Source organism: Rhodococcus sp. 5G237, from assembly GCF_053764735.1.
In genome coordinates this window covers 119,441-140,667 of the sequence record NZ_JBSNCD010000006.1, presented here as the reverse complement: position 1 = coordinate 140,667, position 21,227 = coordinate 119,441, and the positions used below count along the sequence as shown (strand labels likewise).

Below are 21,227 nucleotides of genomic sequence, written 5' to 3'. Positions count from 1 at the left end.
TACGCCGCCGCAACTTTCCGGATGGAACCCTCGACATCGAGGCTAGACGTCGACCGGTTCGAGCGTCGAACGATCCTCGAGGCGACGCACCAGCGGTGCCGGCACGATCGCGACGAGGGCGATGCACCCGCCGACGACGAAGGCCGTCTGCACGCCGGAGACCGACGCCGTCATGAGCGGGGTCATCAGCACGGCCATGCCGATACAGAACACGACGTGCATCGCGACGACGACACCGAGCGTGGTGTCGGTGCCCAGCTGCGTCAGCCACCACTGCCCACCGGCGAGCAACAGTGCACCCGGAACTGCAGGCACTGGCCGCAGCCCAGGAGAAGTCACTCGTCGACCGGTTGCGCGAACGGATCACGGAGCAGGCGGAGAATACGGATCCGACGACGGTCCGCCTGCTCGCAGAACTGGCCGTGGTGGTGTGGCGCACGAGCTGGGACAGGTGGGACGAACTCGCGCTCGCCGGCGACGACCGCGATCCGGTCGACGTGGATCGCGAGTGCCGGGAATTGTTGCGCCGCATCGTCGAATGAAGGGATCGCGGTCGCGACCGGGACCGACAACCCCGTCGTCCGCCCCTGTTGGTTACGCTGAGCGCCCGTGACCGACTTCGACAGCCAGGTGGTGGCGGCTGTGACCGCCCACATGAACGACGACCACGCAGCCGACAGCCTGCTCATCGTGCGTGCTTTCGCCGAGCCCGGTGCGATCGAGGCGCGGATGACCGGCGTCGACCGCGAGGCGGGGGAGTGGGTCGTCGTCATCGACGGGCGCGATCACACCGTGCGCATCCCGTGGCTCGAGCCGGTGACCGATCGGGCAGGACTCCGCACGGCCGTCGTCGATCTCTACAAGGCCGCGTGTACGCGGCTCGGGGTCGACACCACGTCCTGATCGCTGTCCCGGCCGCGCTGCGGCCGGGACAGCGCGGTCAGTTCGATGCCGCGACGCGACGGGCGTGCGGTGTCCACACCTCCGTGAGGGCGCGGCGGCCGATGAACAGCCCGATGTGCCCGGCATCGGCGACGGTCGTGGTGATCTTCTCCGGCGGGGTCGAGACGTACTCCGCGAGCGCGGTGACCTGCCGGGGAGTCGCGATCAGGTCGGCTGAGCCGGCGATCAGGTGAACCGGGCAGTCGACGGCCGCGAGGTCGACGACGCGTCCCTCGGCCCTGAGCGTGCCGGCGACGAGTTCGTTGCCCACGAACAGGTGTCGCATGATCCACTCGCGGAAGGCCGAGGGGATCTCCTGCTTCCAGGTGAACCAGTGCCGTTCGGCTTCCCACCGCGCGACCTCGTCGGAATCGTCGAGCAGTCCGAGCAGCGTCATCGCACGTTCGACCTCACCGATCGGATCGGTGGTCGGCACCCCGACGGCCCGCGCCGCCCCGTACCAGAAGTCGATCGTCGTGGCCGCGGCCCCGCGAGGCGCGTGGGCCAGCACCGACAGCGCCGGTTGGTCGACGTGGAAGTCGATGGGAGCTCCCGCCACGGTCAGCGAGTACACGCTCTCGGGATGCAACGCCGCGTAGACGGTGCCGAGCCACCCACCCTGGCTGTCGCCGATCAGGTTCACCCGACCACCGAGATGGTCGACGGCCTCGGCGACGACCGCCAGGTGCTCGTCGATCGAGCAGCCGTCCGTCGCGGGAGTCGCGGGTGCCCAGTCGAGACAATGCAGGCGGGTCAGGCCACCGGCGCGGAGGGCTTCGACCTGACTGCGGTCGACGGAATGGTCGACGATGCACGAGTGGGTGCCGGCCTGCGGCGGCAACAGCAGCGTCGGGATCTCGTCGCGTGCGGGGTCGGAGGTGCTGCAATCACGCAGACCTCCGAGGGACCACCGGCGCACGACCGGCCAGTCCGTGGACCAGCGCGGCGGCGTGGCCGAGGTCAGGGCGCGGCTGTACCGGTTCGCGTCGGAGACCAACGTGCACGGTGTGGCGCCGCGTCGTACGAGGCCGGCGAGATAGGCGCTCCAACCGGCGATCGCCGCGGTCCCGAGACGAAACGGGGCCGCGGCGATCCGGGCGGGTGTCAGTGACAGCATGCACTGCACCGGAGAACGTCCGCTGATGCGGTGTTCGGTATCGACTGCATCGAGGAGTCGACGATTACTTCAGCAGGTCGCGAGCGGTGCTCGTGACGGTGGTGGTGAGCTCGCGAGCGAAGGAGACCTGCGCCTTGGCGAGATCGGCGACCCACTCGACGGGGGTGGCGTCGGCGACCTTCTCCTGCAGATCCAGGATGCTCGAGACGGCCTTCTCGTAGGTGTCGACGCCGAGGTTTCCGCTCTGCTTCGCGGCGTCGATGAACTTCGCGTTGAACTCCTGGAAGCGCTCGGTGGCCTCGTCGACGGTCTTGGTGAACTCGGTGGCGGCCTTGTCGGCGACCGCAGCGGCCGTCGAGGTGAGCTTCTCGGCCGACTGCTGGGCCGTTGCGGTGGCCTCGGTGGCGGCCTTCGTGGCGGCTTCCGTCGCCTTGGCAGCGGCATCGGTGGCCTTGGCGTTGGCGGCGGTGGTCTTGGTCGGTGCGGTCATGATGTGTACCTTCCGTGGGCGCTCGTGACAGGAGCGGGGCTTCCCCTGTGGGGGTGCGCTCGGATCAGCGCTGTTAGCAGGTTAGCAAAATGATAGCTAACGCGCAATGTCACTCGAAGACATAGGTTCCCGGGGCATCGCACAGCGGCGGATGCTGCGCGCTGCCCATCGCCGGGGGAGCGACCAGCTCACCGGCGCGCTTCGTCGACCATGCGGTCCAGTCCTCCCACCACGACCCCGCGGTGCGAGTGGCCTTCTCCGACCATGCCTTCGGGTCCTCGGGCAGCTTCGGCAGCTTCTCGCCGTCGGGCGCGCCGACGGCCTCGAACCAGGCCTTCGGATTGGGGGGATTGACCGCGCCGGCCACGTGGCCCCCGCTGGTCAGGACGTACCGGACCGACCCGCCGAGCAGGCCCGTCGCCTTGTACGACGACGTCCACGGCACGATGTGATCGTTGATCGCGCCCACCACATAGGTGTCGCACGTGATGTCCGACAGGTCGAGGACCTCGCCGTCGAGCTCGTACACACCGCGCGCGAGCTCGTTGCGGCCGTACAGCGACCGCAGGTAGTGCGAGTGCATCTTCGCAGGCATGCGGGTGCTGTCCTCGTTCCACGCCAGGATGTCGAAGGCGGCCGGCTTCTCACCCTTCATCCACCGCGACACCCAGTAGTTGAAGATCAGATCGCGCGCGCGGATCATGTCGAAGCTGCCGGCCATCTCGTTGCCCGAGAGGAAGCCCTGCTTGCTCATCCGGAATTCGACACGGTCGAGCGTCGCCGGGTCGGTCAGCAGCGCCAGCTCGCCGACCTCGCTGTAGTCGAGGAGCGTGTTGAGCATCGTGAACGCGCTGATCCGCTTGTCGTCGAGCTTGCCCATGCGGGCCGCGGCCATCGCCGCCATCGCGCCGCCCAGGCAGATCGACAGCACCTCGATACGTGAGGATCCGGTGACCTCCTCGACGACGTCGAGCGCCGCCGCGACACCCTGCCGGAAGTAGTCGTCCATCGTGATCTCGTGCATCGACTCGTCCGGGTTGCGATACGAGATCGCGAACACGGTGCGGTTGTGCTGCACGGCCCACTCGATGAGGCTGCGCTGCGGCGCGAGATCGAGGATGTAGTACTTGTTGATCCACGGCGGCGCCGCCAGGATCGGGATCTCGTGCACCTCGCCGGTCTGCGGGGCGTACTGGATGACCTCGATGAGGTCGTTGCGGAAGACGACCTTGCCGGGGGTTGCGGCCATGTTCTCGCCGAGGGTGAACGCCTCGCGATCGACCTTGAGCGGCAGGCCCTTCCGGTGCACGACGTCCTCGATGGCGTACTTCGCGCCGCGGAACAGGCTCGCGCCACCGGTGTCGAGCGCGCGCACGAGCACACCCGGGTTGATGAGGAAGTTCGACGGGGCGAGCGCGTCGAACATCAGGTTCGCGAACTGGCGGGCCTTGCCGTCCTGCACGGGGTCGCCCGAGCCGGCGTCGGCGAGGTCCTCGACGTACTCGCGGGTGGCGAGATAGCTCTGCAGCAGCGAGAAGTAGGCAGGGTTCTCCTTCCAGGCGGCATCGGAGAACCGGCGGTCCTTCGGATCCAGCGGCACCGGGGGCTGCGGATCGGCGGCGTTCCACACGCGCGTCGCCGCCGCCGGAATGTTCGCCAGGCGGGTCGCGTACTCCGTGGTCGCGCCGGCCACGGCCCGCGGATTCTTCACTGCACGGCCGGCGACGGATGCGACGGCCGGTCCCCACCCGATCGGGTCGAGGGAGGAGGTGAGCTTCTTCTGCAGATGGTTGAGCACCGAGCAACTCCAGAACTGGGTGAATGGTCCGGAGCCGATGGTGACGTCGTCGACGGAGGCGCGCACCTTACCCCCAGGTACGTGCTACCTGCATGTTCGTCGACGGGGCGACGAAACCGGGTTGACCTCGAATGCTGCGTGACGCACGAACCCGTCCGGTGACGATTGTGAGAATGCTCACTCCTCGTCGGGTTCGCGTCCTCCACCACGCCGACGACGCGCCACGGTGACCTCCCGGAACGCCTCGTACATCTCCTCGAGCGAACGCCGCTGGGTATTGGTCAGGTCGGGATCCTCGCGAATCGCCCGCAGGACGGCGGACTCCGCTCCGTCGTCGGCCTGCGCGTGGGCCGCGAGGGTGTCCGCGGACAGATGCAACTGCTCGGCGATCGCTTGCAGCACACGCTCGCTCGGCGCCCGCAGGTTCCGTTCGATCTGCGACAGGTACGGATTCGAGATGCCCACCATCGCCGCGAGTTGACGCATGGGCAGTTCTGCGAGCTCACGCTGGCGGCGGATCAACTCGCCCAATGTGCTCGGGCGCGACTCGTCCTCGTCCATGCCGACAGCATAAGCACGGTGATCCGTGCCGAGAGCATCCTCACGCGGGCGCGACTTCGATCGTCGTCGGGGGATGCGGGATAGTAGAGGGTGATCCCTGTTCGACGAGAGAGGACACCTCATGCTTGCCCGCACCGACCTGCGCGGTCGTACTCCCACCACTGCGGAGCTCAGGGGCGCACTGCCCCGCGGCGGAGTGGACGTGGATGCGGTGCTCCATCAGGTCCGTCCCGTTGTCGACGACATCCGCGACCGCGGCGCCGAGGCCGCACTCGACTACTGCGAGAAGTTCGACGGCGTCCGCCCCGCCTCCGTGCGTGTCCCCGCCGCGGAGCTCGACCGTGCGCTCGCCGAACTCGAACCGGCCGTCCGTGCCGCCCTCGAGGAGGCCATCGAGCGCACGCGCGTCGTGCACGCGGCCCAGCGGCGCACCGACGTCACCACCGAGGTCGTCCCCGGCGGCACCGTTACCGAACGCTGGGTGCCGGTCGAGCGCGTCGGCCTCTATGTGCCCGGCGGCAACGCGGTCTACCCGTCGTCGGTCGTGATGAACGTCGTCCCGGCGCAGGCCGCCGGTGTCGAATCGCTCGTCATCGCCTCGCCGCCGCAGAAGAACTTCGGCGGACTGCCGCACCCGACGATCCTCGCCGCCGCGGCGCTGCTCGGCGTCGAGGAGGTGTGGGCCGTCGGCGGCGCGCAGGGTGTCGCACTGTTGTCCTACGGCGGCACCGACACCGACGGCGCCGAACTCGCCCCGGTCGACATGATCACCGGCCCCGGCAACATCTACGTCACCGCCGCCAAGCGGTTGTGCCGCGCGGTCGTCGGCATCGACGCCGAGGCCGGCCCCACCGAGATCGCGATCCTCGCCGATCACACCGCCGACGCGATGCACGTCGCCGCCGACCTGATCAGCCAGGCCGAGCACGACGTCATGGCCGCCTCGGTGCTCGTCACCACCAGCACCGAACTCGCCGACGCCGTCGACACCGCCCTCGCCGCGCAGCTCGAGCTCACCAAGCACCGCGAGCGCGTCACCACCGCGCTGTCCGGTAGCCAGTCCGGCATCGTCCTCGTCGACGACATCGACCAGGGCCTGAAGGTCGTCAACGCCTACGCCGCCGAGCACCTGGAGATCCAGACCGAGAACGCCTCCGAGGTCGCCGCGCGCGTCCGCTCGGCCGGCGCGATCTTCGTCGGGCCGTGGGCACCGGTCTCCCTCGGCGACTACTGCGCCGGGTCGAACCACGTGCTGCCCACCGCCGGCTGCGCCCGGCACTCGTCGGGCCTGAGCGTGCAGACCTTCCTGCGTGGCATCCACGTCGTCGAGTACACCGAGGCGGCCCTGAAGGACGTCTCCGGTCACGTCATCACCCTCGCGAACGCCGAGGACCTGCCCGCCCACGGCGAAGCCGTCCGTCTGCGATTCGAGGCGCTGAAGTGACCCAGATCCCCGGCTCCCGCATCACCCTCGCCGATCTGCCGCTGCGCGAGAACCTGCGGGGCAAGTCGCCCTACGGTGCGCCGCAGCTGACGGTGCCCGTCCAGCTCAACACCAACGAGAACCCGCACCCGCCCACGCAGGCGCTCGTCGACGACGTCGCCGAGGCCGTGCGTGAGGCGGCGACGCAGCTGCACCGCTATCCCGACCGCGACGCGGTGGCGCTGCGCACCGACCTCGCCACCTATCTCACGAACGCGTCAGGCGTTCCTCTGGGTGTCGAGAACGTCTGGGCCGCAAACGGTTCCAACGAGATCCTGCAGCAGCTCCTGCAGGCCTTCGGTGGTCCCGGGCGCACGTCGATGGGCTTCGTACCGTCGTACTCGATGCACCCGATCATCGCCGACGGCACCCAGACCGAGTGGCTGTCCACCTACCGGCGCGACGACTTCACCCTCGACGTCGAGGCGTCCGCCGCGGCCGTGCGGGAGCGGCGGCCCGACGTCGTCTTCGTCACCAGCCCCAACAACCCGACGGGACACAGCATCCCGCTCGACCAGTTGCGGGTGATCCTCGACGCCGCCCCCGGCATCGTGATCGTCGACGAGGCGTACGTCGAGTTCTCCTCGCAGCCGAGCGCTCTGTCGCTGATCGACGAGTACCCGACGAAGATCGTCGTCTCGCGGACGATGAGCAAGGCGTTCGCCTTCGCCGGCGGACGGCTCGGTTATCTCGCCGCCGCCCCCGCGGTGATCGAGGCGCTGCTGCTCGTGCGCCTGCCCTACCACCTGTCGGTCGTCACCCAGGCCGCCGCGCGTGCGGCCCTGCGGCACGCCGACGAAACTCTCGCGTCGGTTGCGGAACTGGCCGCCCAGCGCGACCGCGTCGCCGCCGAACTCGCCCGGTTCGGCTACGACGTGATTCCCTCCGACGCCAACTTCATCCTCTTCGGCCGCTTCGCGGACGCCCCTGCCACCTGGCAGCGGTATCTCGACGAGGGTGTGCTCATCCGCGACGTCGGGATCCCCGGCTACCTGCGCACCACGATCGGCCTGACCCACGAGAACGACGAGTTGCTGCGAGTGAGCGAGAAGCTCGCGGCCACGGAAATCGAGGAAACCCGATGAGCGACCGCATCGCGCGCGTCGAACGCACCACCAAGGAATCGAGCATCACCGTCGAGATCGACCTCGACGGCACCGGTCGCACCGAGATCTCCACGGGGATCCCGTTCTACGACCACATGCTCACCGCGCTCGGCCAGCACGGTTCGTTCGACCTCACCGTGCAGGCGCAGGGCGACATCGAGATCGAGGCCCACCACACCGTCGAGGACACCGCCATCGTCCTCGGCCAGGCCTTCGGTCAGGCCCTCGGCGACAAGCGTGGCATCCGGCGCTTCGGCGACTGCTTCATCCCGATGGACGAGACCCTCGCGCACGCCTCGGTCGACGTCTCCGGCCGTCCCTACTGCGTGTTCACCGGTGAGCCCGACTACATGGTGCACTCGGTGATCGGGGGATATCCGGGCGTGCCCTACTCGACGGTGATCAACCGGCACGTGTTCGAGTCGTTCGCCTTCCACGCCCGCATCGCACTGCACGTGCGGGTGCTCTACGGCCGCGACCCGCACCACATCACCGAGGCCGAGTTCAAAGCGGTCGCCCGCGCGCTGCGTGAGGCCGTCGAACCCGACCCGCGGGTGACCGGCATCCCGTCGACGAAGGGCAGTCTCTGACATATGGATGTCGTCCTCACCTACCTGTGCTTCATCGTGGCCGGATTCGCCGCGGGCGGAACGTGGTCGATGTGGAAGGCGCGCAACACGTTGTTCGCGGGTGTGCTGCTGGCTCTGACCGTGCTGGCAGTCGCCGCGGGCGTCTTCCGGCTGCTCTGACGTGACGGAACAACAAGGACTGTTCACCGTTCGTGGTCTGATCCCGGCGTGGTCGACGTCCGCGGCGGCCTTCGGCGGCTTCTCGTTGCTGCTGCCGGTCGTGCCATGGGCGATCGCCGAGGCCGGCGGCAGCGACACGCTCGCCGGGTCGGTGACGGCGGTGTTCATGTTCACCACCGTCCTCACCCAGCTCGCGATGCCGCGACTGCTGCGCGCGTTCGGTCACCGCGCGACGCTCGCGGCCGGCTGCCTGTTCCTCGGGCCGCCGTCGCTGCTGTTCCTCGTATCGATGGCTCCGGCGGCGGTGCTCGGCATCTCCGCGCTGCGCGGTATCGGTTTCGGCATGATCACCGTGGCGGCGGCCGCCCTCGTCGGCGAACTCGCGCCGCCGCGATTGCTCGGCCGGGCCACCGGCATGCTCGGCATCGCCATCGCCGCGTCCCAGACGATCGGCCTGCCCGCCGGCCTGGCGATCGCCGAGCGGTTCTCCACCACGCCGGTGTTCGTGCTCGGCGCGATCATCTCGTCCGCCGGTCTGCTGGCCGCGATCCGTCTGCCGCGGCTGACCGCGAAACAATCCCGGACGGCGCGGCGGGTGCCTCCGGTCGTGCTGTTGTTCCCGCTGGTCGCGGTGGGCGCGGGTGCGATCGCCTACGGCGGTCTCACCTCGCTGTTGCGCATCGCGGTCGCCGGCCTGCCCGTCGCGGCGGCATTGGCCGTGCTCAGCGCGTCCTCGCTGATCGGGCGGTACGCGGCCGGTTCCGTCGCGGACCGGATCGGCGCCGGCAAATTGCTGCCGGTCGGTCTCGGGCTCGCGGGCCTGGCGATGATTCCCTTCGCGCTCGTCGCCGACGACCGAGGGGGAGCGGTGCTGCTGATCGTCGCCGCGATCGCCTTCGGCTTCGGCTTCGGTGTCGTGCAGAACGAGGCGCTGCTCGTCGCGTTCCGTCGCGCCGGCGCGGGCAACACCGGGTCGGCGAGCGCCGCCTGGAACATCGGCTTCGACGCCGGCACCGGCGCCGGTTCGTTCGCCCTCGGCGCGGTGGCCGCCGCGGCCGGATACCCGGCGGCCTTCGCCGCCGCCGCGGTCCTGGTCCCGGCGCTGCCGTTGCTGGCCCGACTGGCCGGGCCGTCGGAACGTCCCCGTCCCACCACATAGAATCGACATCATGAGCGCAACCACGGTCGCCGTCCTCGACTACGGCTCGGGCAATCTCCACTCCGCCACGCGGGCAGTCGCCCGTACCGGCGTGCATGTGGAGGTCACTGCCGACCCGAAGATCGCGCTCGCCGCCGACGGACTCGTCGTCCCCGGCGTCGGTGCCTTCGATGCGTGCATGAAGGGCCTGCGCAGCGTCGGCGGAGACAAGATCATCGGCACCCGCCTCGCAGGCGGTCGTCCGGTGCTCGGCATCTGCGTCGGCATGCAGATCCTGTTCGAACGCGGCGTCGAACACGGCATCGAGACCGAGGGCTGCGGCGAGTGGCCGGGCACGGTCGAGCGTCTGGACGCGCCGGTGCTGCCGCACATGGGCTGGAACACCGTCGAGGCCCCCGCCGATTCGGTGCTCTTCGGCGGCATGGACGCCGACACCCGCTTCTACTTCGTCCACACCTACGCCGCCCGCCAGTGGGAACTCGACGCTCCCGAGCGTCTCGCGCCGCCGAAGGTGACCTGGGCCGAGCACGGCAGCCGCTTCGTCGCTGCCGTCGAGAACGGTCCGCTCTCGGCCACCCAGTTCCACCCGGAGAAGTCCGGCGACGCCGGCGCACAGTTGCTGCAGAACTGGGTCAACTCGTTGTGACCGGGCCGCGGCGCGGACGGCCGAGCGGAGAGTTCTCCTTCGGCCGTCACGCGCTGCTGTCCGTCGGTACGGCGACCGTCGTCCTGCTCGTCACCGCCATCATCGTGGTGGCGGTCCGGCCCACGCCCGTCGTCGGGCTCGTCATCGCGTTGGTCGGCATCGTGGCGGCCGTCGTGGCCATGGGTGTCGTATCGACGCGGTCGGCCCGCCGGGCCTTCGGTCCCGCCGAGGACGACCGTCCCGGAAGCTGACGCGCCGAACCGGGCTTCGCCCGGCGTGTTGCGGTAGCGAACCCCAGTCGGGCGCGCGAGGAGCTTCGTAACGCAGCCGCTACGAAATCGGACAAATCGGTTACCTGTAGTTAATCTACGCAACAATATTCGTCATCGACGTGCCCAACGATGAACGAGTGACCCAAGCCGGCCCCACCTCCGCATCCGTCGTCGACTCCCCGGTCCTCCTCGACGGATACATCCCCCGGATCGACCTGTCGCTCGCCCTCACCGGAGACCCCGACGCCCGCGCCGCGGTCGGCCGTGCCCTCGACAAGGCCTGCCGCACATCGGGATTCTTCGTTCTCTCCGGCCATGGCATCGACCGCGGCCTCATCGGCCGGGTCCTCGACGCCACCCGCCGCTTCTTCCACGTGCCCCTCGAGCAGCGACGTCATCTCGTCGCACCCCCCGGCGACGTGACCCTGCGCGGCCTGCGCCTGTTCCACGAGGGCCGCGTCAGCACGAAGGGGCGCGACGGCGCCAGCGCCGACGGTCTCGCGACCGGCCTCGACTCGCCGCCGGACCTGTGCGAGCTGTTCACGATGAATCGGGCGGGGGAGCCGGGCGTGCCCGACACCGCCGAACTCGCCGAGGGTGCCGAGGTGTGGACGCGGCCCAACCGCTGGCCCGACCTCGCCGGCCTCGAGGACTTCCGCCCGGCCTGGCTCGAGTACTACGGCGAACTCGAACACCTCGCCCTCGAGGTCATGCGCTTCTTCGCGCTCGGCCTCGAACTCGACGAGCACTACTTCGACGGACTGTTCGACAACCACCTCACCAACCTGTGCGCCAACTACTACCCGCCCATCACCACGCCCCCGGTGGAAGGACAGTTCCGCAAGTTCCCGCACACTGATTCCGGCACCCTCACGATCCTGTACCAGGACGAGGAGGGAGGCCTGCAGGTCGTCGACCGGTCCACCGGCGAGTGGGTGGACGTGCCGTTCATCGAGAACTCGTTCGTCGTGAACATCGGTGACCTCATGGCGATCTGGACCAACAACCGCTGGGTCTCCACCCACCACCGGATCCTGCCCCCGCCGCCGGAGAAGTGGGACCGCGAACGCATCTCGATGCCGTTCTTCCATACCCCCAACTGGTCCGCGGTCATCGAGTGCCTGCCCTCGTGCACCGACGCCACCACCCCGCCCGCCCACGAACCGGTGCACTCCGGTGAATATCTCGAGTACAAGGTCGTCGGTCTCACCGCCTGAGCTGTCCTCGCCCCACCCCCGTCCTATCGCCGGTCCCCCCGCCGGCGGTTCTCCCCAGGAGTCCATCCCGTGACGACCATGCCCCGACGTGCGTTCCTTGCCCGCTCCCTCGGCGGACTGATCCTGCTCGGCGCCGGATCCACGCTGCTCACCGCCTGCTCCGGCGACAGCGACAGCGCTACCGGCAGCGAGGGATCCGTCGCGTTCCGGCTGTCCTACACCCACTCGGTGTCCTTCGCCGGCACCTACCTCGCGATCGCCGACGGTTTCTACGCCGCCCAGGGCATCGAGACGGTGGAGCTGCTCGAAGGCGGCCCGACCGCGACCCCCACACCCCTCGACGTCGGGGTCGGCAAGGCACTGCTCGGCGTGGCCTCGACCCCGGACCAGGTCGCCACCGCCCGGCTCGAGGGGGGAGCGGCGGTGAAGATCGTCGGCGCGCTCTACCAGAAGAACCCGTACGCCGTGACGTCCCTGGGGAGCGCACCGATCCGGACTCCGCAGGATCTCGTCGGCCGCACCATCGGCGTGCAGGCTGTCAACGAGACGGTGTGGACGGCCTTCCTCGAAGGAGCCGGCATCGACCCGGCATCGGTGACCACCGTGCCCGTCCAGTTCGACCCCTCGCCGTTGACCCAGGGGGAGGTCGACGGCTGGTTCTCCTTCGTCACCAACGAACCCGTCACCCTCGCCGCCGCCGGCTACGACGTCGAGACGCTGCTCCTCGCCGACAACGGCTACCCGCTCGTCGCGCAGGTGTACGTCGCCGACGAGTCGACACTGTCGGGGGAGCGTCGCACCGACCTCGTCAAGTGCCTCACCGCCGAGATCGAGGGATGGATCGCCGCGATCACCGATCCCGAACGCGCCGCATCGATCACGATCGACTCCTACGCGCCCGATCTCGGTCTCGACCTCGCCGTCCAGACGGAGATCGCCCGCATCCAGAACGGCCTGATCGTCACCGACGACACCCGCAGCTCCGGCCTGATGACCGTCACCGACGATCTCGTCGCCCAGAACCTCGCGACCCTCGCCACCTCCGGCCTCGACATCTCAGCCGACGAGCTGTTCGACCTGTCGGTGCTGGCCGAGGTCTACGACGCGCGACCCGACCTCGCGACGGCGCTCGCCGACGTCGCGATCGACGAATGAGCACCGTCGTCGCCGGTCCGGTGACACCGGCGCGCATGCCGAGCGCGCCACCCGTCCGGCGAGGCACCCGCTTCCGGCCCGACCGCCGGCTCGTGTCCGGCGCGCTCGGCTTCGCGGGACTGCTGCTCGTGTGGACCCTGCTCGCCGTGGCCCGTCCGGCCCTGATCCCGACCCCGGCGGCCGTACTCGGCGCCTTCGTCGACAACGGTGATCTCATCGTGGCCAACACCCTGTCGACCACACGCGTCGCCGCGCTCGGCTGGCTCGCCGGCAACGCGGTCGCGGTGGCACTCGGGGTGTTCGTGCTCGTCGTGCCGCGACTCGAGGCGTCCGTCCTGCGACTGGCCGCCGTCGTGTCGTTCCTGCCCGCCCTCGCGATCGGGCCCGTGCTGTACGTGCTCCTCGACGGCGACACCCCGAAGATCGTCATCTCAGCGCTCGGCGTCGTCCTCACCACCGTCGTGGGCACGGTCGTCGGTCTGCGCGCGGTGAGCCCGACCGTGCTCGACGTCGTCCGCGCGACCGGCGGTGGGCTCGGCGCCGAACTGCGCTTCGCCCGAATCCGCGCCGGCCTGCCGAGCCTGCTCGCGAGCCTGCGCATCGCCGGTCCCGCGGCGGTGCTCGGCGCGATCATCGGCGAATATCTCGGCGGCTCGGAAGGTCTCGGCCCCGCTATGATGACCGCCCAGCAGCAGCTGAACGTGCCGCTGACCTGGGCGCTGGCGCTCGCCGCGACCGCCGTGGCCGGCATCGCCTACGCCGTCCCCGCATTGGTGAACCGGTGGACCTCACCGTGGGCCGCGACCGTCTCCACCGCCTCGGTCACCTTCGGCCCGGACACTCGGACCGTGACGGGACGGCGACGATTCCTCGGAGTGATCGGGGGACTCGTCGCCGCCGTGACGGTGACCCTCGCGGTGTGGTGGGCGGCCGTCGAACTGCTGCAGCCGAGCCCGATGGTGGCCAAGACACCCGCGGACGTCGCACAGTTCCTCTTCGCCGGCGACCGCGCCGCGGACCATCGCGCGGTGGTGTTCGACGCCCTCGGACAGACCCTGTCGTTCGCGGCGGTCGGTTACCTCGCCGGCACCGTCGCGGCGCTGCTGCTGGTCGCGGTGCTGGTGCGCGTCCCGGCCCTCGAATACGTGGCGATGCCTCCGGCGATCGTGCTGCAGTCGGTGCCCCTCGGAGTCTTCACCCCGATGTTCATGATCGTCTTCGGTCGAGGGCTGTTCACGGCCGCGGCGATCTGCGGCGCGGTCACCTTCTTCCCGACGCTCGTCATGACGCTGGCCGCTGTGCGGGCGGTGCCGAGCAGCGTCACCGACGTGTTCGCCGCGAGCGGCGCGAGCGCGACCCGCACCTTCCTGTGCGCCCAGGTCCCCGCCGCCCTGCCCGCGCTGCTCGCCGCCGCGCGGATCGCGGTTCCGGCCGCGGTCGTCGGTGCCCTGCTCGTCGAATGGCTCGCCACCGGAACCGGTCTCGGTTACCTGATGCTGCGCTCGACCACCACCTTCGCGTACGACCAGCTGTGGGCGGCGGTCGTGGTGTGCACCCTGACGATGATCGCCGCCTACACGATCGTGACCGCCCTGGAGTCCTGGGTGTTGGCACGGATGGGAGATTGACATGCAGAGCACCCCGGGCATCTCCGTCTCGGCGGTCCACAAGTTCTTCGACGGCCGTACCGGTCCCGTCGAGGCGCTCACCGACGTCTCGTTCGACGCCCCGCCTGGTTCGTTCACCGCGATCGTCGGCCCGTCCGGCTGCGGCAAGTCCACCCTGCTGCGCATGCTCGCCGGCCTCGACACTTCCACCACCGGGAGCGTGAAGGTCGCGGGGGAGGACCCCGACGTCGTGCGCCGCCGTCACGGCGTGGGCATCGCCTTCCAGGACCCGGCGCTGCTGCCGTGGCGGTCGGTCGCCGCGAACGTTGCCCTGCCGCTCGCAGCGGCCGGCCGTTCGGACCCCGAGCTCGTCGCCGAACTCGTGCGGCTCGTCGGGCTCGGCGACTTCGCCGATGCCCGCCCCGCCCACCTGTCGGGCGGGATGCGACAGCGCGCCTCCATCGCGCGGGCACTCGTCTCGGAGCCGGACATCCTGCTGCTCGACGAGCCGTTCGGCGCGCTCGACGACATGACCCGGCAGAACCTCAACGGTCTGCTGCAGGAGATCTGGACCCGCCGCGCGACGACCACCCTGCTCATCACGCATTCCATCGAGGAGGCGGTCTTCCTCGCCGATCGGGTGCTGCTGATGTCGGCGCGGCCGGGCCGCATCCGCGCGGACTTCGAGATCGACCTGCCACGCCCGCGCCTGCCGGAAATCAAGCGCACCCCGGCGTTCCATCGCCTGTGCGACGAGATCTCGGACGCGTTGTTCTCGTCCGACGATCTTCTCGCTCCGGCCGCGCCCTGATTCACCTCGCGCGCTCCTCGGAGGGGACGACGACGTCCTGCGCCGCCGCGCGCAGACGATCGGCGAACACCGCGCAGGCCCGGACGATCTCCGGGTCCGCGCGCATCCGGACGTCGGCGTCGAGGGTGGCGAGCGCGAGGACGAGCCACTGCCACGACTCGACCGCGAGGTGCACCTCGGTCCGGTCGTCACCCGTCGGCCGGATCTCGGCGTCCTGGTACTTCAGCGCGTCGGCGACGTGCGTGGCCGAGGCCGCCACGTCCAGGTGCACCGGTGTCCGCCCCTGCCGGAGCCCTTGCCGCAGGTATTCCGTGGCGGACCCGGCGGGAAGTCGGCGGGGTGCGAACCGTCGGCCGGTGCGGAGCAGGTCGCGCACACGATCGAGGCGGAAGACCCGCCAGTCCTCGCGATCGACGTCCCATCCGAGGAGGTACCACCGCAGCAGGTGGTGGACCTGCCGGTACGGCTCGACCCTGCGCGAGGTCGGCGAGCCCTGCGCGTCGACGTAGTCGAAGGTGAGCGTGTCGCACCGCGCGATCGCCTCCGCCACGGAGCCGAGCAGCTCCGCCGACACGCTGGGCGCCTGCAGCGCACTCGTCTCCACCGCGCTGCGGACGGCCGCGACCCGCGGGCGCAGCCGCGCGGGCAGGAACTGGTCGAGCTTGCCGTAGGCGCGGGTGGCAGCGTCGTCCAGTCCGCCTTCGGCCGGCCCGGTCGCGGCGAGAGCGCCGAGCCCCAGCAGCACCGCGACGGCCTCGTCGTCGTCGAGCACCAGCGGCGGCATCGAACGTCCCGACGCGAGACGGTAGAAACCGCCGGGCCCGGAGCGGGTTTCGACGGGATATCCGTAGCCGCGCAGCCGGTCGACGTCGCGGCGGAGCGTCCGGCGGCTCACCTGCAGCCGCCGGGCCAGCTCGTCCCCGCCGATCGCGCGTCCGGTCTGCAGGATCGACAACAACGCGAGCATCCGCTCGGTGACGTCCGCCATGCCGTCATCCTCCCACCGGTTGCGGTCAGGATCCGGCCGCAACCGGTCGTAGCGTCGAATCCATGACCACCACCGTCACGACCACCGAGGCGGCAGTGCGAGGCCGCGCCATCACGATCCGTCGCGCCCGCACCCACAACCTGGCCGACGTCGATCTGACCGTTCCGCGCAACCGGCTCGTGGTGATCGTCGGGGTGTCCGGCTCCGGGAAGTCGTCGCTCGTCTTCGACACGATCGCCGCGGAGGCCGGCTACCAGCTCAACGAGACGTACCCGCCGTTCACGCGCAATCGGTTGCCGAAGTGGACACGACCCGACGTCGACCACATCGACGGTCTGACGCCGGTGATCGTCGTCGACCAGCGCCGCCTCGGCGGCAACGCCCGCTCGACGGTCGGCACCATCACCGACACCTGGACCTATCTGCGGCTGCTGTATTCCCGGGTGGGCACACCCGTCCTCGGGGAGTCGAACCGCTTCTCGTTCAACGACCCCACCGGGATGTGCCCGACCTGCTCCGGGCTCGGCGAGATCGTCGTCAGTGCCGTCCAGCGGTTCCTCGATCTCGACAGGTCCCTCGCCGAGGGCGCGATCCTGGTGCCCGGCTTCGGCAACGGTGGGTACTGGTACTCCCAGTACGCCGACATCGGTTCCTTCGACGCGGACACACCCCTGCGCGAGTGGAAGCCCGCCGAGCGGGAGGCACTGCTCTACGGCGGCGAGGCCGCAGCGGCGCTGGGCCACAAACCGCCGGACGGATACGAGGGCGTCGTCGAGAGGTTCGAGCGCATCCACCTGCACACCTCCGACAACCTCTCCGAACGCAAACAGGACGTCATCCGACGTTTCACCCGCGCCGAGACGTGCCCGGACTGCGCCGGAGAACGGCTGAACGCGGCCGCGCGGGCGGTCACCCTTCGCGGCCGCACGATCGGGGAGCTGTCCCGCCTCGAGATCATCGAGCTGCTCGAATTCGTGCGCACGATCGACGACTCGCGCGCCGCACCTGTGGTGTCCGCACTGGTGGGCCGTCTCGAGGCGATGGTGACGATCGGCCTCGGCTATCTCGCGCTCGCCCGGGCGACCACCACGCTCTCGGGCGGCGAATCGCAACGGATCAAGTTGGTCCGGCACCTCGGGTCGAGCCTGACGGAGATGACCTATGTCGTCGACGAACCGACGGTCGGTCTGCATCCCGCCGACGTGGAGACGATGATCGACCTCCTCGAACGGCTCCGTGACAGCGGCAACACCGTCCTCGTCGTCGAACACGACCCGAGCGTGATGGCCCGTGCCGACCAGGTGATCGAGATCGGTCCCGGTGCGGGCTCGTCCGGTGGTCGCCTCGTCTTCCAGGGCACTTTCGACCGGCTCCGAACGGCCGACACTCCCACCGGCCGATCGCTGCGGCGCGACATCGGCCGCGGTCACCCCGCCCGCGAGGCGACCGGCCGTCTCACGATCGCCGGTGCGTGTCGCAACAACCTCCGCGACCTGACGGTGCGGATCCCCACCGGCGTGCTCACCGTGTTCACCGGCGTCGCTGGGTCGGGAAAGTCCAGTCTCGCAGGCGAACTCGTCGATCAGTACGACGCTACGGTGATCGACCAGCGGCCGGTGAGCACCAATCGCCGCTCCACCCCGATCACCTACACCGGCATCGCACCCACCCTGCGGCGGATGTTCGCCGAACACAACGGTGTGCCGGCGAGCCTGTTCAGCGCGAACTCGGCGGGTGCGTGCCCGACCTGCACGGGGGCCGGTGTCGTGTACATCGACCTCGCCTTCATGGACGGACGCGAGGTCGTCTGCGACACCTGCCACGGCCGCCGGTTCACCGCCGAGGTGCTCGGGCACACCGTGAACGGCCTGTCGATCGCCGATGTCGACGACCTCACCGTCGGTCGCGCCATCGAGGAACTGCCGCACCCGGAGATCGCACGTCGACTGAGTGCGCTCGCCGGGGTGGGCCTCGACTACCTCCGCCTCGGACAGTCGCTCGACACGCTCTCCGGTGGCGAGTGTCAACGGGTGAAGATCGCCAAGGAACTCGGACGAGTGAAGACGCCGACCCTCTACGTCCTCGACGAGCCGACCACCGGCCTGCACGCCGAGGACGTCGGCACCCTCCTGTGCGTCTTCGACGACCTCGTCGACCGAGGGCACACCGTCGTCGTCATCGAACACCACCTCGACGTGATCCGGCACGCCGACCACATCGTCGACCTCGGACCGGGACCGGGACGGCACGGCGGAACCGTGCTGTACGAGGGTCCCGTCGACGAGTACGCCGGCCGTCCGACCCCGACCTGCCGGGCCCTCGACGCGGCACGGTCGGCGTGACGCACGGCGCTTTCCTGACGCCCCGGCCACGCGTTTGGTGATGTCACAGGTACAGGCACTAATGTGTACGCAGTGAGCCTGGTCCTTTTGCCCGCAGTCGACGTCGTCAACGGTGAAGCAGTTCGCCTCGTTCAGGGAGAGGCGGGCAGCGAGACCGGCTACGGTTCGCCCCGTGACGCCGCCCTCGAATGGCAGAACGCCGGCGCCGAATGGGTGCACATGGTCGATCTCGACGCGGCGTTCGGCCGCGGCGACAACCGTGCGCTTCTCGCCGACGTCGTCGGCGAACTCGACGTGAAGGTCGAGCTGTCGGGCGGAATCCGCGACGACGAGACCCTCGCCGCGGCCCTCGCGACCGGCTGTGCCCGCGTCAACCTCGGCACCGCCGCGATCGAGAATCCCGAGTGGTGCTCGCGCGTCATCGGCGAGTTCGGCGACCGGATCGCCGTGGGGCTCGACGTCAAGTTTCTCGACGGCCAGTGGCGGCTGCGCGGCCGCGGCTGGGTCTCCGACGGCGGCGATCTGTGGGAGGTGCTCGAGCGTCTCGAACGCGACGGCTGCTCGCGCTACGTCGTCACCGACGTCACCAAGGACGGCACCCTCTCCGGCCCCAACCTCGACCTGCTCCGCGAGGTGTGCGCGGCCACCGACTCTCCGGTCGTCGCCTCCGGCGGCGTCTCGACCGTCGACGACCTGCGTGCCATCGCGACGCTCACCGATGAGGGCGTCGAAGGCGCCATCATCGGAAAGGCGCTCTACGCGGGCCGATTCACGCTGACCGAGGCGCTCGACGCCGTCTCGCGCTGACCCATGGCCGATCCCGCAGACCTGAACCGGCTGCTCGCCGTCGCGAGCGGTGTACTCGACGAGGTCGCGGAACGGTTCGTCGCCGGGCACGGTGCGCCGCGCTCCGTCGACAAGGGACCGAACGATTTCGCGACCGATCTCGATCTCGAACTCGAACGGCGGATCTCCGGTGCCCTCGCCGAGCGCACCGGTATCCCCGTGCACGGTGAGGAGTTCGGCGGCCCGTCCGCGGGGGAGGGCACCGTCTGGTTGCTCGACCCGATCGACGGCACCATCAACTACTCCGCCGGGCTGCCGATGGCCGGGATCCTCCTCGCTCTCGTCGAGGACGGCGAACCGGTCCTCGGCCTCACGTGGCTGCCGCTGACGAATCAGCGCTTCGCGGGAATCGCCGACGGGCCGCTGCTCGTGAACGGCGAACCCACCGCACCGCTGCGGCCGGCGCGGCTCGAGGACGTGATGATCGCGGTCGGCAGTTTCGACATCGACAGTCGCGGTCGGGTGCCCGGCACCCGGCGTCTCGCCGTCATCACCGAGCTGAGCCGGCGCGTCGCCCGGTTGCGGATGCACGGCTCCACCGGCGCCGACCTCGCGTTCACCGCGGGAGGCGCGATCGGCGGTGCCGTCGTGTTCGGCCACCATCCCTGGGACAACGCCGCCGGTGTCGCACTCGTGCGGGCCGCCGGGGGCATCGCCACCGACTTCGCGGGCCGGCCCTGGCGGATCGGGTCCGGATCGGTGGTCGCTGCAGCGCCCGGAGTGCACGGCGAGATACTGGAGATTGTGCAGTCGGCGACGGAACAGTCCGTGGCCGAGCAGTTGGGTTCCGAAGGAGATCGAACATGACGCTGGCCGTGCGGGTCATCCCGTGCCTCGACGTGGATGCGGGGCGGGTGGTCAAGGGTGTCAACTTCGAGAACCTGCGCGATGCGGGTGATCCGGTCGAGCTCGCCGCCCTCTACAACGAACAGGGCGCCGACGAACTGACCTTCCTCGATGTCACGGCGTCGAGCGGCGACCGCGGCACCATGCTCGACGTCGTCACGCGCACCGCCGAGCAGGTGTTCATCCCGCTCACGGTCGGAGGCGGCGTCCGCACCGTCGAGGACGTCGATCGTCTGCTGCGCGCCGGCGCCGACAAGGTTTCGGTGAACACCGCGGCCATCGCCCGGCCCGAGGTGCTGCGCGAGATGTCCGAGCGGTTCGGGTCGCAGTGCATCGTGCTGTCGGTCGACGCGCGCACCGTGCCCGCAGGACAGGAACCCACGCCGAGCGGCTGGGAGGTCACCACGCACGGTGGTCGTCGCGGGACGGGCATCGACGCGGTCGAGTGGGCCCGGCGCGGCGAGGAACTCGGCGTCGGCGAGATCCTGCTCAACTCGATGGACGCCGACGGCACCAAGAACGGTTTCGACCTGAAGATGATCGAGGCCGTGCGCAAGGATGTGCACGTGCCCGTCATCGCCTCCGGTGGTGCCGGTGCCGTCGAGCACTTCGCACCCGCCGTGCAGGCCGGCGCCGACGCGGTGCTCGCCGCGAGCGTCTTCCACTTCCGGGAGCTGACCATCGGTCAGGTCAAGGACGCGATGCGCGTGGAAGGGATCACGGTCCGATGAGCGGCATCCTGAATCCGGCGATCGCCGCCCGGCTCAAGCGCAACGACGACGGCCTGTTCGCCGCCGTCGTGCAGGAGCGGGCCACCGGCGCCGTGCTGATGATGGCGTGGATGGACGACGAGGCGCTCGCCCGCACCCTCGCGACTCGCAAGGCCACCTACTACTCGCGGTCGCGGCAGCAGTACTGGGTCAAGGGCGAGACGTCCGGGCACACCCAGTACGTGCACGAGGTGCGCCTCGACTGCGACGGCGACACGGTGCTGCTCGTCGTCGACCAGGTCGGCGCCGCCTGCCACACCGGCACGCACACCTGCTTCGACACCGACATCCTGCTCGAGGCACCGCAGATCGCCGAGTAACC

At 69.8% G+C, this 21,227-nt stretch carries 24 protein-coding genes; 18 read left to right on the top strand and 6 right to left on the bottom strand.

All coding sequences use genetic code 11. The annotated features are described in order from the left end of the window. Window positions 1–42 precede the first annotated feature (42 nt). Window positions 43–315 carry a hypothetical protein gene (locus tag ACWPOC_RS15570; protein ID WP_455408940.1) on the bottom strand — a complete coding sequence of 91 codons (273 nt, stop codon included), beginning with the start codon at window positions 313–315 and terminating at the stop codon, window positions 43–45. Here ACWPOC_RS15570 and ACWPOC_RS15565 point away from each other — a divergent pair. Together ACWPOC_RS15565 and ACWPOC_RS15560 are read left to right on the top strand one after the other, a co-directional pair. After that, window positions 294–542 carry a hypothetical protein gene (locus ACWPOC_RS15565; RefSeq protein WP_455408939.1) on the top strand — a complete coding sequence of 83 codons (249 nt, stop codon included), beginning with the start codon at window positions 294–296 and terminating at the stop codon, window positions 540–542. The two genes, ACWPOC_RS15570 and ACWPOC_RS15565, sit on opposite strands and share 22 nt — an antisense overlap. A 67-nt stretch (window positions 543–609) precedes the next feature. Next, complete coding sequence (locus ACWPOC_RS15560; protein WP_455408938.1) at window positions 610–903, top strand: DUF2470 domain-containing protein; 294 nt, start codon at window positions 610–612, stop codon at window positions 901–903. A 37-nt stretch (window positions 904–940) separates the two neighbouring features. Here the strand turns inward: ACWPOC_RS15560 and ACWPOC_RS15555 are convergent, their stop codons facing one another. The 4 genes from ACWPOC_RS15555 to ACWPOC_RS15540 form a co-directional block, all read right to left on the bottom strand. Continuing rightward, the gene (locus ACWPOC_RS15555; protein WP_455408937.1) at window positions 941–2,059 is read right to left on the bottom strand and encodes an alpha/beta fold hydrolase; all 1,119 of its coding nucleotides are present in this window, start codon (window positions 2,057–2,059) and stop codon (window positions 941–943) included. 64 nt (window positions 2,060–2,123) lie between these two features. Then, window positions 2,124–2,549, bottom strand: a complete 426-nt coding sequence (locus ACWPOC_RS15550; RefSeq protein WP_120283137.1) for a hypothetical protein — start codon at window positions 2,547–2,549, stop codon at window positions 2,124–2,126. 109 nt (window positions 2,550–2,658) lie between these two features. Continuing rightward, a complete protein-coding gene (locus ACWPOC_RS15545) occupies window positions 2,659–4,413 on the bottom strand; it encodes a PHA/PHB synthase family protein (protein WP_455408936.1) in 1,755 nt (584 codons plus the stop codon). 111 nt (window positions 4,414–4,524) lie between these two features. Continuing rightward, window positions 4,525–4,908, bottom strand: a complete 384-nt coding sequence (locus tag ACWPOC_RS15540; RefSeq protein WP_455408935.1) for a helix-turn-helix domain-containing protein — start codon at window positions 4,906–4,908, stop codon at window positions 4,525–4,527. A 121-nt stretch (window positions 4,909–5,029) separates the two neighbouring features. On the opposite strand from ACWPOC_RS15540, the gene hisD reads away from it, so the two are divergent. The 11 genes from hisD to ACWPOC_RS15485 all read left to right on the top strand — a co-directional run bounded on the left by hisD (window position 5,030) and on the right by ACWPOC_RS15485 (window position 15,113). After that, window positions 5,030–6,352, top strand: a complete 1,323-nt coding sequence (hisD, locus tag ACWPOC_RS15535; RefSeq protein WP_230791335.1) for a histidinol dehydrogenase — start codon at window positions 5,030–5,032, stop codon at window positions 6,350–6,352. Beyond that, window positions 6,349–7,476, top strand: coding sequence for a histidinol-phosphate transaminase (locus ACWPOC_RS15530; protein WP_088898430.1), 1,128 nt, complete (start codon window positions 6,349–6,351; stop codon window positions 7,474–7,476). Before hisD ends, ACWPOC_RS15530 begins: the two co-directional genes overlap by 4 nt. Beyond that, window positions 7,473–8,087 carry an imidazoleglycerol-phosphate dehydratase HisB gene (gene hisB, locus ACWPOC_RS15525; RefSeq protein WP_006554074.1) on the top strand — a complete coding sequence of 205 codons (615 nt, stop codon included), beginning with the start codon at window positions 7,473–7,475 and terminating at the stop codon, window positions 8,085–8,087. The genes ACWPOC_RS15530 and hisB overlap by 4 nt, the downstream gene beginning before the upstream one ends. Window positions 8,088–8,090: 3 nt before the next feature. After that, window positions 8,091–8,246, top strand: coding sequence for a hypothetical protein (locus ACWPOC_RS15520; RefSeq protein ID WP_169823833.1), 156 nt, complete (start codon window positions 8,091–8,093; stop codon window positions 8,244–8,246). A 1-nt stretch (window position 8,247) separates the two neighbouring features. Beyond that, a complete protein-coding gene (locus tag ACWPOC_RS15515) occupies window positions 8,248–9,405 on the top strand; it encodes an MFS transporter (protein ID WP_120283135.1) in 1,158 nt (385 codons plus the stop codon). Window positions 9,406–9,415: 10 nt separating this feature from the next. Next, window positions 9,416–10,051 carry an imidazole glycerol phosphate synthase subunit HisH gene (gene hisH / locus ACWPOC_RS15510; RefSeq protein WP_120283134.1) on the top strand — a complete coding sequence of 212 codons (636 nt, stop codon included), beginning with the start codon at window positions 9,416–9,418 and terminating at the stop codon, window positions 10,049–10,051. Continuing rightward, window positions 10,048–10,302, top strand: coding sequence for a hypothetical protein (locus ACWPOC_RS15505; protein ID WP_120283133.1), 255 nt, complete (start codon window positions 10,048–10,050; stop codon window positions 10,300–10,302). The genes hisH and ACWPOC_RS15505 overlap by 4 nt, the downstream gene beginning before the upstream one ends. A gap of 158 nt (window positions 10,303–10,460) precedes the next feature. Next, window positions 10,461–11,540: a 2OG-Fe(II) oxygenase family protein gene (locus ACWPOC_RS15500; RefSeq protein WP_120283132.1), complete on the top strand. Its 1,080-nt coding sequence runs from the start codon at window positions 10,461–10,463 to the stop codon at window positions 11,538–11,540. A 78-nt stretch (window positions 11,541–11,618) separates the two neighbouring features. Further along, on the top strand, window positions 11,619–12,695 hold the full coding sequence (locus ACWPOC_RS15495; protein ID WP_120284361.1) for an ABC transporter substrate-binding protein: 1,077 nt from the start codon (window positions 11,619–11,621) through the stop codon (window positions 12,693–12,695). Then, window positions 12,692–14,323: an ABC transporter permease subunit gene (locus ACWPOC_RS15490; RefSeq protein ID WP_120283131.1), complete on the top strand. Its 1,632-nt coding sequence runs from the start codon at window positions 12,692–12,694 to the stop codon at window positions 14,321–14,323. The genes ACWPOC_RS15495 and ACWPOC_RS15490 overlap by 4 nt, the downstream gene beginning before the upstream one ends. A 1-nt stretch (window position 14,324) precedes the next feature. After that, on the top strand, window positions 14,325–15,113 hold the full coding sequence (locus ACWPOC_RS15485; protein WP_120283130.1) for an ABC transporter ATP-binding protein: 789 nt from the start codon (window positions 14,325–14,327) through the stop codon (window positions 15,111–15,113). A 1-nt stretch (window position 15,114) separates the two neighbouring features. Here ACWPOC_RS15485 and ACWPOC_RS15480 read toward each other — a convergent pair whose 3' ends face one another. Further along, complete coding sequence (locus ACWPOC_RS15480) at window positions 15,115–16,101, bottom strand: helix-turn-helix transcriptional regulator (RefSeq protein ID WP_120283129.1); 987 nt, start codon at window positions 16,099–16,101, stop codon at window positions 15,115–15,117. Window positions 16,102–16,163: 62 nt separating this feature from the next. Between ACWPOC_RS15480 and ACWPOC_RS15475 the strand changes: the two genes are divergently transcribed. From ACWPOC_RS15475 to hisI, 5 genes are all read left to right on the top strand, one after another. Continuing rightward, complete coding sequence (locus tag ACWPOC_RS15475; RefSeq protein WP_120283128.1) at window positions 16,164–18,443, top strand: excinuclease ABC subunit UvrA; 2,280 nt, start codon at window positions 16,164–16,166, stop codon at window positions 18,441–18,443. A gap of 72 nt (window positions 18,444–18,515) precedes the next feature. Then, window positions 18,516–19,250, top strand: coding sequence for a bifunctional 1-(5-phosphoribosyl)-5-((5-phosphoribosylamino)methylideneamino)imidazole-4-carboxamide isomerase/phosphoribosylanthranilate isomerase PriA (gene priA, locus ACWPOC_RS15470; RefSeq protein ID WP_088898475.1), 735 nt, complete (start codon window positions 18,516–18,518; stop codon window positions 19,248–19,250). A gap of 3 nt (window positions 19,251–19,253) precedes the next feature. Next, window positions 19,254–20,096 carry an inositol monophosphatase family protein gene (locus ACWPOC_RS15465; protein WP_455408934.1) on the top strand — a complete coding sequence of 281 codons (843 nt, stop codon included), beginning with the start codon at window positions 19,254–19,256 and terminating at the stop codon, window positions 20,094–20,096. Continuing rightward, entirely contained in the window at window positions 20,093–20,866 is a 774-nt protein-coding gene (gene hisF, locus ACWPOC_RS15460; RefSeq protein ID WP_024101213.1) for an imidazole glycerol phosphate synthase subunit HisF, read from the top strand. The genes ACWPOC_RS15465 and hisF overlap by 4 nt, the downstream gene beginning before the upstream one ends. Further along, a complete protein-coding gene (hisI, locus tag ACWPOC_RS15455) occupies window positions 20,863–21,225 on the top strand; it encodes a phosphoribosyl-AMP cyclohydrolase (RefSeq protein ID WP_088898423.1) in 363 nt (120 codons plus the stop codon). Before hisF ends, hisI begins: the two co-directional genes overlap by 4 nt. Window positions 21,226–21,227: the final 2 nt, after the last annotated feature.

Coding starts and splice junctions, on each gene's coding strand:
- ACWPOC_RS15490 (WP_120283131.1), top strand. CDS start 12,692: ATGAGCACCGTCGTCGCCGGTCCGGTGACACCGGCGCGCATGCCGAGC.
- ACWPOC_RS15485 (WP_120283130.1), top strand. CDS start 14,325: ATGCAGAGCACCCCGGGCATCTCCGTCTCGGCGGTCCACAAGTTCTTC.
- hisB (WP_006554074.1), top strand. CDS start 7,473: ATGAGCGACCGCATCGCGCGCGTCGAACGCACCACCAAGGAATCGAGC.
- ACWPOC_RS15475 (WP_120283128.1), top strand. CDS start 16,164: ATGACCACCACCGTCACGACCACCGAGGCGGCAGTGCGAGGCCGCGCC.
- ACWPOC_RS15550 (WP_120283137.1), bottom strand. CDS start 2,549: ATGACCGCACCGACCAAGACCACCGCCGCCAACGCCAAGGCCACCGAT.
- hisI (WP_088898423.1), top strand. CDS start 20,863: ATGAGCGGCATCCTGAATCCGGCGATCGCCGCCCGGCTCAAGCGCAAC.
- ACWPOC_RS15465 (WP_455408934.1), top strand. CDS start 19,254: ATGGCCGATCCCGCAGACCTGAACCGGCTGCTCGCCGTCGCGAGCGGT.
- hisH (WP_120283134.1), top strand. CDS start 9,416: ATGAGCGCAACCACGGTCGCCGTCCTCGACTACGGCTCGGGCAATCTC.
- ACWPOC_RS15480 (WP_120283129.1), bottom strand. CDS start 16,101: ATGGCGGACGTCACCGAGCGGATGCTCGCGTTGTTGTCGATCCTGCAG.
- ACWPOC_RS15520 (WP_169823833.1), top strand. CDS start 8,091: ATGGATGTCGTCCTCACCTACCTGTGCTTCATCGTGGCCGGATTCGCC.
- ACWPOC_RS15495 (WP_120284361.1), top strand. CDS start 11,619: ATGCCCCGACGTGCGTTCCTTGCCCGCTCCCTCGGCGGACTGATCCTG.
- hisF (WP_024101213.1), top strand. CDS start 20,093: ATGACGCTGGCCGTGCGGGTCATCCCGTGCCTCGACGTGGATGCGGGG.
- ACWPOC_RS15555 (WP_455408937.1), bottom strand. CDS start 2,059: ATGCTGTCACTGACACCCGCCCGGATCGCCGCGGCCCCGTTTCGTCTC.
- hisD (WP_230791335.1), top strand. CDS start 5,030: ATGCTTGCCCGCACCGACCTGCGCGGTCGTACTCCCACCACTGCGGAG.
- ACWPOC_RS15540 (WP_455408935.1), bottom strand. CDS start 4,908: ATGGACGAGGACGAGTCGCGCCCGAGCACATTGGGCGAGTTGATCCGC.